Here is a 10,993-nt window from a genome sequence, read left to right on the forward strand (position 1 = left end):
ATTATTACTATAGAGACAGTGCCGATTCAAAAAGAATATTCGGGTATATGTTTGATAAGCAACATAATTATTATGGATATGATGGACTTGATAGAACCAGGAAAATACTACTTGAATTAGGTAAGGTTGATGAGAATCATATACCTAGCGATATTAATGATGCAGATGAATTTTATAAACAGTACGATTTTTTTATAGGTATTCACACCATGGAAATTGATATGATGGATACCTCAAGAGATAAAGAAATTTTCACCAAAGTTTTTAATGAATTAACTTCAGGGGGAACAATTCAAAAGAAAAACTTTAAAGACTCTATAAATAGTAAAAATTATGTGGATTGCTTAAAAAAGGTAGAGAATAAGCATTCTCGTATAGGAAAAGGAAGGTTTGCACAAGGTCTTTCTACTGAATGTACTAAGGATAATATTCCTTCATATATTGAAGAAGCCATACAATCAATATTTTCAAAAGTGGATGATTTATGATGGACTTATATTCGATAAAGCTTGAGCAAATAAAAAAAGACCCTGACCAACATGCTGCATTTAAGTCTAACATGAGTACAGTTGTTAAAGCAGGACCTGGGAGTGGAAAAACAACTGTACTTTCCCTAAAAATCATGCACTTATTAAAAGAAAAAATTAAAGAACCTAGAGGTTTAGCTTGTATTACTTACAGTAATGAAGCTGCTAAGGAATTTACAAATAGATTAAAAACTTTTGGTTATCAAAAAAGACAAAATGTTGTTCTTGATACTGTACACTCTTTTTGTATCTCTGAAGTGATTGTCCCTTTTGCCCATCTTTATGATACTGCGGTTTGTTTACCATTAAACATTATCTCAAAGAGCGACAAAGCCCAATTGTTTAAAGAAATACTTGAAGACCGCGGCATTGATAGAAGGTCTGTAAAGGTTGAAGCTATGGACAAGGAAAGAAATCAGCAAATCGGTGGAATTAGTTTCATTGAGACAGAACCAAACGATATCGCAAGAGAAGTTGCCACAGAGTATGAACATCGACTTAGAGAAAGGAATCAGGTTGATTTTATTGAGATAATTAAGTGTGCTACAACGCTAATAAAGGAACAAGAATATGTTAGAAAATGTTTAGAAGCAAAGTTCCCTTGGATACTTATTGATGAATATCAAGACTTAGGAAAGCCTCTTCATGAGATGGTTCTTACACTATTTCACAAAACAAATATTAAAATCTTTGCAGTTGGGGACCCTGACCAAAGCATATATGGCTTTCAAGGAGCCATCCCTGATTACTTATTAGAGCTATACGATACTCCTAATATTATGTCGATTGACCTGAAAACAAATTACAGAAGCAATCAAGATATTATCGACGCTGCCACGGTTGCATTAAATTTGGACGATAGAGAATATAAAGCGGGAACCAGGGCTGGCGAGAAAGCCGATTTTCACTTTATTTCGTGTGATGCAGAAATGGATGAGCAATATAAATATGTGGTTAATAATATTATTCCGGATTGTGTTAATAAAAATATTCCATTAGAAGAGATATGTATTCTTGTCGGAAGTGGTGACCAAGTAAAAGCATTAAGTAGCGTTATGAATGAAGTTAACATCCCGCATTACCTAGCTAAGCATGAATTTTTAAAAAGTAAAATTATCTTATGGCTAAAAGACTGTGCATCTTGGGTTTTAGACAATTCATCTGTAGCATTTACAGACATAGTAGAATTTTGGATAAATATTTTATCTAAACTAAACGGAGAATTGTCTGATGACAGTAAATTACATGAGAGAAAATATTTTTTATCTCTTTTGCGTCAAAGTGTCCATTTTCAACATAGTCTAAACCTTTGGCTTTCATATTTATTAGACAATCTTAATCTAGAACAAATAGTTTCTGATTCTCAAAGGTTCACAACTGAGAAGGAACAATTAAGTTCGTTCCAACTTCAGACAACTGAAGGGGAATTAAGTGACTACGATTTGTTAAGGTTTTCTCAAGTCGGAAAACCTGAGAACCAAGTAACCATATCAACAAGACATAGTTCCAAAGGTCTTGAATTTGAGGTAGTCATTATGTTAGGGATGGAAGAGGGGAATTTTCCATTTTACTCTACCGTTAACATACCAAAAGAGCTCAATGAACAGCGTCGTATCTTTTTCGTTTGTATTACAAGAGCGAAAAGAGTTTGTTACCTGTTAAGGTCAAAACAAATGACAAGCAAAACCAAATATGGATTAAGAACTTTTTCTAAGAATCCATCTATGTTTTGGGAGGAGCTGTATGCAGTTCTAGAATCTAAGAGGTCAATTTATTAATTTTCTCAATTATTTAGAAACCGCTTGGGGTGTAACTCACACTCCAAGCGGGTTTACATATTGATAGCTTAGCATCTCTCATGGTTAGTATTTAAATACTTTGATACAAAATCACATTTTAGCTTCTGAAATCGCAAAAGGAATTTTCAACCTTAACCTCGAATTATATTGAAAGGAGTAAAATGGAGGGGAACTGTATGCTGGGTAACTTAGGAGAAAAAATCAGGGAACTTCGTATTCAAAAAGGTTATGGATTGAACGAATTTGCCAAAATATTAGATACATCGTCAGGTTATTTAAGTCAATTAGAAACTGGAAAAACAGAAAACATTAACTTTACACTCCTCCAGAGACTGCAAGAAGAACTTGCCCTGCTGCCACTGAATTTGGAAACAAACGATGAAACGAATGCTCGACTTAGCCGAGCTGTCCAACAGGTGAAAGCATTACAAAAAGTAGATGAAGAATCTGCCGAATTCATCATACATAATTTAGAAACATCTTTAGAGTGGTTTATGAATAAGAATCTACGATGAAAAAGCGGACCATATATTTTAAGGTTCCGCTTTTTCATTTGTACTTGCTTTTAATAATCCTGATAAATCAAGTTCTTCAACATATTCATCACCAGGTTCAATGCTCTCAGTCATCTTATATTCGGGACTGATTAATTCATCAGGATTTTCCTTAAATGCTTTTTCTCCATTTTGTATTTTTGGTATGATAACTTTTTCAAAGTAATTCTTCATAATTTCCTTCCTATTTTGTCCGGTAATTATCGACTCTTGGTTATTTATTTTTAATTTAAGTTCAAATCCCCCAGATTCACTTTTTAAGTCTTCATCACGGAACAATCCATCGTGATAAAAATAAGAATAAGCCGTTCTTGCTTCTTCTTTAAATTTCTTATTATCTTCCCCTTTTAATTTCTCATTTGCAGGATTGGCATTCCAAAATTCTTTTTTTAAAAATGCGACAAACTCGCTTTCTGATTTCACGCCATGATTGCCACGCCTAACTTTTTTTTCAGTTTTCTCCTTTGGTACATTCGTTTGGTTATTCAATTCATCCAGGATATCACTTTTTACTTGTTTAAATTTAACTTCAATCATTTTTTCAATATCTTTATTTTCATTTTCATCATTGATTATGGCTTCAATTTTCACATGTAGTTCTTTTATTTCCTGTTCAAGTTCCAATAACATTTCAAATATTGTAGCTGTTTCATTACTCGGTTCCATCTCCTGTTTTTCTTTCAATTCAGTTGAAGTCCTTATTTTCTCATCTGGAACGACTAGCTCCCTTTGATTTACAATGGCAGAAATCCCTGTTGGAATCCTGTCATTCACTTGATGATAAACCTTTAATATCTCTAAAAGCCCTGGGCGTTCTTCTTCAATGAATGCTTTTAGGTCCTCTTCCTTAATGGAGTACCCCTCTTGCTTATATGGTGAACCTGCCGCGATAATTCTCCCTTCTCTTATCCATTTTCGTAGCGTTTGAACCGAATCCGTAATGTAACAATCTTTAAGGATTTTCAAAGCTTCTTCCGAATTTAATGTTCGCTCCATACTGACCTCCCAGGAAATGTTGTCCTCTTGGGATTATATGAGATTAACCATAATAATTTGCTTTTAAAAACAATATATTTTGCAATGTTATCAATGCAATATTCTTTTATTAACATTCAATAGCTGACATTGCTCGATTAATATTGATTGGTAGACGAACAAATAGCCGACAAGTATTCGACAACAAAACAAAAAACCGACATAAGGAATTTCATCTTTTGTCGTAAAATTCAAAATAAAACACGAAATGCTCAAACTATGCGGTTCACGTGATTCGAGCAATACCAACACTTCTGAATGTCGGTTATTTGGAACAATCGCTATAGTAATTGTTTCAAATAACCGACAATAAACAAAGGCTTGTACAAATAACCGACATTTAAGGGTATAGAGTAATTCAAGAACGCTTTTTTTCATGCTCTGGAAACTACTATTTCCAGTAGTTGTCGAATTGAAATTTTTACATTTACAATTTGGATTCGAAATGAACTTCCTGGACAATCTCAAAAGAACCAAGAAATTCCTCATATTTTAATTTCATTTAATTTAACTTTAATTTCATTTTATTTAATTCATTAAGAGCCCTTATTTTATTTATCAAAATCCAAAGATTTCCATCAAGTTATTTTATTATGATATGTAATTGGCATAAAAAAAGAAGAACGATTCTAAAGTTTGCCTTTAAAATCGTTCTTCTTCATTTTTTCAATTTTCTAATCAAAACTTCATTATTTATTGGAGTGTCGAGTTTACTTTTCAAAGTAGTTCTTAAATGGGAAATGAAAAGAGAATTCAATTTTTCCGCTTTCCTCATTATCGAAAGTATATTTGCACTCTTTTACAGTCATTAAAACGATGGAACGCTTATCTGCATGACTTAATTTATCAAAGCTCTCAGGAACTAAACTTTTATCAAATGTATTAATACCTGGTTCTGCCAACACTCGCTCTAACTTCTTAATTGAAAATTCCATCTTATTAATCTCTTGCTCTAATTGAGCCAATTGATTCTTTAGCTGCTGTTGGGTAACAATAAGTGCAATCAAAACTTCATTATCATATTTCACGAATTCTTCAATTCCCATCTTACATTCTTCAGCCATTTTTTTAACTTCAGACTCTATCCCTCTTAATAACGCCCTCTTTTCAGTAAACATAATATCGTTTTTATCTTTGGTTGCTTGTAGGGAGTGTAATTCCTCCAGTAAAAGAACTCTTACTTCCTCTTGAAATAATTTATCACTTTTTTCTTGTAACCAGGACCAATACTTCTCGAACTCTTCATCTAACTTGTCTGCACGAATTTTTTTCTTACACGGACTAATATACCATCTTGAGCCTCTCCCTTTACTACGCTGGTCTTTTGTAGAAAAAAGGGCTCCGTTGCAAGCAGGACATACACATTTTAATATTCCTTTAAAATAGAATGAGGTATTTAAATGCTTTGGGGCACTCGATTTAAATTTTGTGTATTTTTGCCAACACCGTTCCCATAGCTCCTTTGAAATCGGTGGATTTTTAATGACATTGGTCTCTGCTGCTTCTTTCCATTCACTTCTATCCTTAAATAAATAGCCTCCTTCATTTGGAAAGCGATAATAAGCATATACGCCCATATATATTGGATTGGTTAAAATGTACTTTACCTTATTCGGTGTCCACTTTTTCTTCTCCTTGCTTATAGAGATATAACCGCCATCATTTAATCTTTTTGCAATGCTATTAAAAGTACCGCTCGTACTGTACCATTCAAAGATTTGTTTCACGGTTTCAATCTCTTCCTCAATGGTTTCCAATTTCTTTTCTCCACCAGCTTCTTCTAATGAAAAACCGAATGGCACTTTTCCTCCTCTCCATCTTCCACTTTTCATTTTTTCATTTAATGCGCTTCGAATCCGAACCGACATATTATCCGTTTCAAGCTTACTTAATCCTGCTTCAATAATATTTCGAATGATATCATCAGATGTATATAATTGATTTTTCGAAGCAATAATAACGGGGATATCCAACTTTTGAAATAACTTACGAAGAACATTATGCTCTTTTGGTTGACGAGAAAGCCGGTCCAAATCAGATACAACAATGGCATCGATATTTCTTTCCTGAGCCTCTTCTAAGAGTTCTGTTAAATCAGGTCTTTTTGTGAATGGCTTTTTTGTTGCAGAGATTTTATCTTTAAAGTCTAGTGTTTCTACATCTTCTCCAACATTTTTCAAATACTGTAGAATGATATCATTTTGGCGGGAGTATTCTTGACTCTCCTGAGAAACACGCAAATAAGTTGCAATTTTTTTGGCATTGAGCAATCTTTCTTCGATGCTTACTTCCTTTTTCGTCAATTGATTTCCTCCCTTTTCATTCTCATGTCGGTCCTATAGATAATTTTCACACGGAAATCTGTATCCACCTCAACTCTTTCAATGTAGAAGCGTAATAACTCTTTTTGTTTATAGTTAGAAAGGGATTGGATTGTTGGAACAGGAAGCATTTTTTTTAATGAAAGAGAAATTCGTTCACGGTTTTCTTCTAACTTCATTTTTGTTAATTTTAATTTCTGAAAGGACTCCTTATAATCGTCAACATACGGTTTAAGGAATTTTCTCTTTCCTTCCGCTGATTTATATTTCAAAGGATTTGCAATGCATACACTGGTCATTTCCTGTAACATATCTTGTGCTTTTTCTAATGCTTTTTCATTTTCCGTGCAGGCAACCTCTAACGGAGTTATTAATTTTTCTGTAATATAATCAATAATTTCGGCTTTATTTTTTGCAACATGTGAACCTATTCGAGAGTGAACGGATTTTATAATCTGGTTATCTAGCAGTTCCACACTGATTCTTAAACCCGATTTGTGATTAGGACAAAAATAATAACCTTGTTTTGCACCAAGTTGATTTTTACAATGGCTGCAATAAAGAATCTTTTCTATTTTAGGATTTACCGTAATTACTTCTTTTTCGAAAAATGCATCTTCCATCTTTTTTAATTTTTCATTTGCTGCATCCCATAATTTTTCTTCCACTGCTTTTAGTCTGGGATTGAGGGCTTTACTTCTTATGGAAATACCTTCATATGTTGCTGTCATCCATCCTTTGTGGAGTTCTTTGGGGATGAATTCCACTAAGTCAATATTTTTAAAGGATGCTCGTTTTCTTTTTAAAGCAATATTTGCTTCTTTTGCAGTTTTATAATTACCATTTGCAACGAACTCGTAAACTTCTTTAATTTTCTCTTTGTTCTTCATTGTTAGCATTAATTTTTTCTCCATCTCATCGTCCGTTTTGATTTCTTCAATATGATAAAACTTCGGCGGTCTACCTCCTCCCCACTCCCCTTCTCTTACTTTAGCAATACGAGATTGAATGAGCCTTTGAGTTATATTATTTCCTTCATGTTCAGATATCGCACCAAATAACAGTTCAATAAAATCACCGACAACCCCATCAAACATTTGTGGCTCATTATCACCCGCAAAATACATGGTAACTTTAGAGGCTCTTAATAATTCGACAAATTCCATGTACTGGTCTGCTCGTCTAGAAATGCGGTCTCTCTTAAAAACAATAATTCTTTCAATGAATCCACTTTTCACTTCTTTCATTAACCGCCAAATCTCTTTCCGTTCCTCAAGCTCAGAGCTTCTGGCTGATTTCTCTCCTTCATTAAATACTTCATGAACAATCCAACCTTGCTTTTCTGCATAGTCTCTGCACGTATTTATTTGATACGGTATCGACGTTTTTTGTTTCATTTCATTCAATGACCTACGAACATATATCACCGTTTTTTTCATGATGTCCACCGTCCTGCAGTAGCTGGTGTAGTTCCCGTTTCACCAAACTAAAATAATACTCTCTCCATTGCTTTTCAAAATCCTTGTCATAAACATATTGAACTGAATCAATTTGAATCTCTTCTTGCTTTTTCAAGACCATCATCCTTCCATGTTTATACTTACAGTATTTAACACGAAAGGGAATTTTATTCATATTTATGAACTAAATGTTTTTAAATGAAAACAAACAATTAAGAAATCCACTACTTTTATAATGTATGAAGTATTTTCGGTTGGACAACACTGTAAGTCCAAATGAGCTGAAATAAAAAAGACACCCGATAATCGGATGCCAAATTTGTTTTGTTTATTTCACTTGTTCTTGGAGAATTTCTTTTAATAATTCAATTGCACTTTCTTCACTTGGGTCATTTGTTCCTAGTTCTCCTCTAAAGGCTTTAGATAATACTGATTGTTTTATAATCTCTAATGATTTAGAGGCATTGACTATGTTTACTCCAATATCTTTCCTATTTGTTTGTTCAACTACTCGCATTATTTCTATTTGCTCTTGGATTGGAGGAAGTGGAATCAATATATTTTTTACTACTTTTTGATTAATTTTCGGCATATTACCAGCAGTCCCAGTGGCATTTTGTTTGATGTATTTTTTCCCATAGTGTGAGTTAATCCACAAGACCATATATTCTGCGAGAACAAGTTCTTCGTTAACCCTTCCTTTCATTATTAGGTCAGGATAAATAAATTCATCATCACTCCCGGTATATATTGCTGCAGTACCAACATATTCAAGAGAGTTTGCTCTTTGAATCAAGAAATCTCCGTGTTTTAGCCATAAATATGATTCCTTATCAATTGTTTCATCAATATATTTGTACTCATTATCTTTAAAATATCCTTTGGTAATTGCACCGAGTTTAATCGTTTTTGTATTTGTAATGTCCTCGGTAGATTTTGGAGAATAACCATTCCTTGGTTGTATTTGAAAAAGGCTTTCTGCTTTAGCCCATACCCATGAGCTTGGTAAATCAAAATCATTATAAAAATCATTATTAACTTTTATGACATCTAAGCTAGAATCAATCGATTTTTGTAGGAGCGAACTATTTTTATTTCTCCATTTCCTCGTCAGGTCCCCATGAAATGCCTTATCTAGAATCGCTGCAGTTCGGAGCACAAAAGTTTCGTTTGCTTCCTCAATTAACTGTTTTGCCTCTTCAATTTTATTTAAAAGACGTTCCAATCTTTCAGCAATTCGTTTTTGTTCGTTTAGAGGAGGAAGTGGAAAACTTAGCTGTTCAATTAGAGCACCGCTTATATTAGGTTGTGCTCCACCGTAAGCTTTTTTCAAAATTTCTTTTGAAATATTAAAAACATAAAAGTTTTTAAATCTTGGGTATAACAATTGCTGACTAATCTCTTTAATGTTTCCAACACGCTGATTTTGTAGAGCTATCTCATCAGAGTTATAAACACCAGTTTTTCCAGTTGTTGCACCAGACATCGCAATTAACAAATCGCCTTTTCTAATTAAAAACCTCTCGTTATATAAATTAGAAGAAACTCTTACAGCTTTTTGAGGTGAAGTATCTTCTCCAGAAATATCAGAAATTCTAATAACTGGTATACCATCTTCTTGATAATCCGTACTTTTAAATGCATATCCATTATACAATTTTGCTACTGCTCCAAATTTAGTCCATACCCAATTCTCTGGGATGTCATGAGTTTGCTCTTCTTCTGGCACTAACACTTCTTCTAATAACTCATCAATGGTTTTATGCTTCCTACTCAAAGTTTGACCACCTCGTCCTCTTCAACTGCTCGTAGTTCTTCCGCAACATCATTTAATAAATCTATTGCTTGTTGAAGTTTATTAATCGCTTCTTCAGCCGATTCAATTGGGTCTGGTAGATTTAAATATGTTGATAATGATTCATCTGCAATAAGACCAATATCTAAGCTGTCATCTTTTTGTGCAATCTGTTCACGAGTAAACATGTTCCAACGCTCATCTTCTACTTTTAAACGGTCATCTGCTACATATGCCTTCATGAAGTTTTCAAAATGAGCCATCGTTAATTGATTACGTTTTCCAAATGAGGACATATTGGTTCGAAGGTCATAGACCCAAACATCTTTCGTATTATGTTGGTCTGTAGTTCCTCTTGTAAAGAAAAGTACATTTGTTTTTACACCTTGTGCATAGAAGATTCCAGTTGGAAGACGCAGAATCGTATGCAAGTTACATTTATTCATTAAGTCTCGTCGGATTTGTGCACCTATCCCGCTTTCAAATAGAACATTATCAGGTAAAACGACTGCTGCACGAGCTTGTCCATTATCTTTTAGTGCGTTATAAATCAATTGCAAGAAATTCAACTGTTTGTTAGAAGTCGTAAATGTTAAGTCATCACGAGTTGCTCTTTCCCCACCTTTTTTCGTTCCAAATGGAGGGTTTGTTAAGATTACATCAACATTTTTTATCCACTTACCATTACTTGATAAAGAGTCACCTTGTTCAATTTTGCATTCAATATCATGTAGCAAAGCATTCATTAGTGCTAATCGATGGGTATCTTTAACAAGTTCCATCCCTGTAAATGCTTCCTTTTTTTGAAATTCAGCTTCTAGGGGAGAAATGTCATAATAATCATCTGTTTTATTTTTCAAATATTGGTCTGCAGCAATCATAAATCCAAATGTTCCAGCAGCAGGGTCGTTGCACTTTTCACCTATTTTTGGGTCAATCAATTGAACCATTACATCGATTAGAACACGAGGTGTAAAGTATTGTCCTGCTCCAGATTTCTTCTCACTAGCATTCTTTTCTAACAATCCTTCATATAGGTTTCCGAGTCCCTCATATTTTGCATGATACCAATCAAGTGCATCAATGGATTTAATAATTTTCTCAAGGTTCTTCGGTTCTGAAATACTGGTAGCTGCATCACCATATATTTGTCCTAATATAGGATTTGAATTATTTCCTAGTTCAAGCAATAATTTCTGGTAGAACTTCTTAAGTTCTGTACCTTCTTTTTCCGTTAAATCATCCCATCTATACCCTTCTGGAATAACACTTTTTCTTTTATCATTGTCATCTGTCTGTTCCTTCATCATCTTTAAGAAAAGCAGATATGTAAGCTCAGTCACATATTGCTGATATGTAATTCCATCGTCTCGTAGTACATTACATAAATTCCATAACTTTTGTACAATTTCTTGGTTGTTCATAAACTACCTCCTAAATTAACTAACCGCTTTACATTTTACATGATAATTCAAATGAAATCTTCATTAGATTGAATACAG

The 10,993-nt window shown here is 33.7% G+C and carries 8 protein-coding genes and 1 pseudogene; 3 read left to right on the forward strand and 6 right to left on the reverse strand.

Annotation, left to right across the window (positions count from 1 at the left end):
* From BFI01S_RS19175 to BFI01S_RS19185, 3 genes and pseudogenes are all read left to right on the forward strand, one after another.
* Window positions 1-488, forward strand: a pseudogene (locus BFI01S_RS19175) (ATP-dependent nuclease); the annotation flags it as partial.
* Window positions 485-2,305 (forward strand): ATP-dependent helicase, encoded by a 1,821-nt coding sequence (locus BFI01S_RS19180; protein WP_326218228.1) that lies wholly within the window; start codon window positions 485-487, stop codon window positions 2,303-2,305. The pseudogene BFI01S_RS19175 and the gene BFI01S_RS19180, both read left to right, overlap by 4 nt.
* Window positions 2,306-2,502: 197 nt before the next feature.
* Entirely contained in the window at window positions 2,503-2,841 is a 339-nt protein-coding gene (locus BFI01S_RS19185) for a helix-turn-helix domain-containing protein (protein ID WP_061794033.1), read from the forward strand.
* Between the two features lie 18 nt (window positions 2,842-2,859).
* On the opposite strand, the gene BFI01S_RS19190 is transcribed toward BFI01S_RS19185, so the two are convergent.
* The 6 genes from BFI01S_RS19190 to BFI01S_RS19210 all read right to left on the reverse strand — a co-directional run bounded on the left by BFI01S_RS19190 (window position 2,860) and on the right by BFI01S_RS19210 (window position 10,915).
* Window positions 2,860-3,876 (reverse strand): helix-turn-helix domain-containing protein, encoded by a 1,017-nt coding sequence (locus BFI01S_RS19190; RefSeq protein ID WP_061794034.1) that lies wholly within the window; start codon window positions 3,874-3,876, stop codon window positions 2,860-2,862.
* Window positions 3,877-4,625: 749 nt separating this feature from the next.
* Window positions 4,626-6,218 carry a recombinase family protein gene (locus BFI01S_RS19195; protein WP_061794035.1) on the reverse strand — a complete coding sequence of 531 codons (1,593 nt, stop codon included), beginning with the start codon at window positions 6,216-6,218 and terminating at the stop codon, window positions 4,626-4,628.
* On the reverse strand, window positions 6,215-7,675 hold the full coding sequence (locus tag BFI01S_RS19200; RefSeq protein ID WP_061794036.1) for a recombinase family protein: 1,461 nt from the start codon (window positions 7,673-7,675) through the stop codon (window positions 6,215-6,217). The genes BFI01S_RS19195 and BFI01S_RS19200 overlap by 4 nt, the downstream gene beginning before the upstream one ends.
* Complete coding sequence (locus BFI01S_RS23160; RefSeq protein ID WP_156478354.1) at window positions 7,647-7,811, reverse strand: hypothetical protein; 165 nt, start codon at window positions 7,809-7,811, stop codon at window positions 7,647-7,649. Before BFI01S_RS23160 ends, BFI01S_RS19200 begins: the two co-directional genes overlap by 29 nt.
* Window positions 7,812-8,024: 213 nt before the next feature.
* Window positions 8,025-9,473 carry a restriction endonuclease subunit S gene (locus BFI01S_RS19205; RefSeq protein WP_061794037.1) on the reverse strand — a complete coding sequence of 483 codons (1,449 nt, stop codon included), beginning with the start codon at window positions 9,471-9,473 and terminating at the stop codon, window positions 8,025-8,027.
* Window positions 9,470-10,915: a class I SAM-dependent DNA methyltransferase gene (locus BFI01S_RS19210; RefSeq protein WP_061794038.1), complete on the reverse strand. Its 1,446-nt coding sequence runs from the start codon at window positions 10,913-10,915 to the stop codon at window positions 9,470-9,472. Before BFI01S_RS19210 ends, BFI01S_RS19205 begins: the two co-directional genes overlap by 4 nt.
* Window positions 10,916-10,993 lie beyond the last annotated feature (78 nt).

This window comes from Cytobacillus firmus NBRC 15306, from assembly GCF_001591465.1.
GTDB classification, from domain to species: domain Bacteria; phylum Bacillota; class Bacilli; order Bacillales; family Cytobacillaceae; genus Cytobacillus; species Cytobacillus firmus.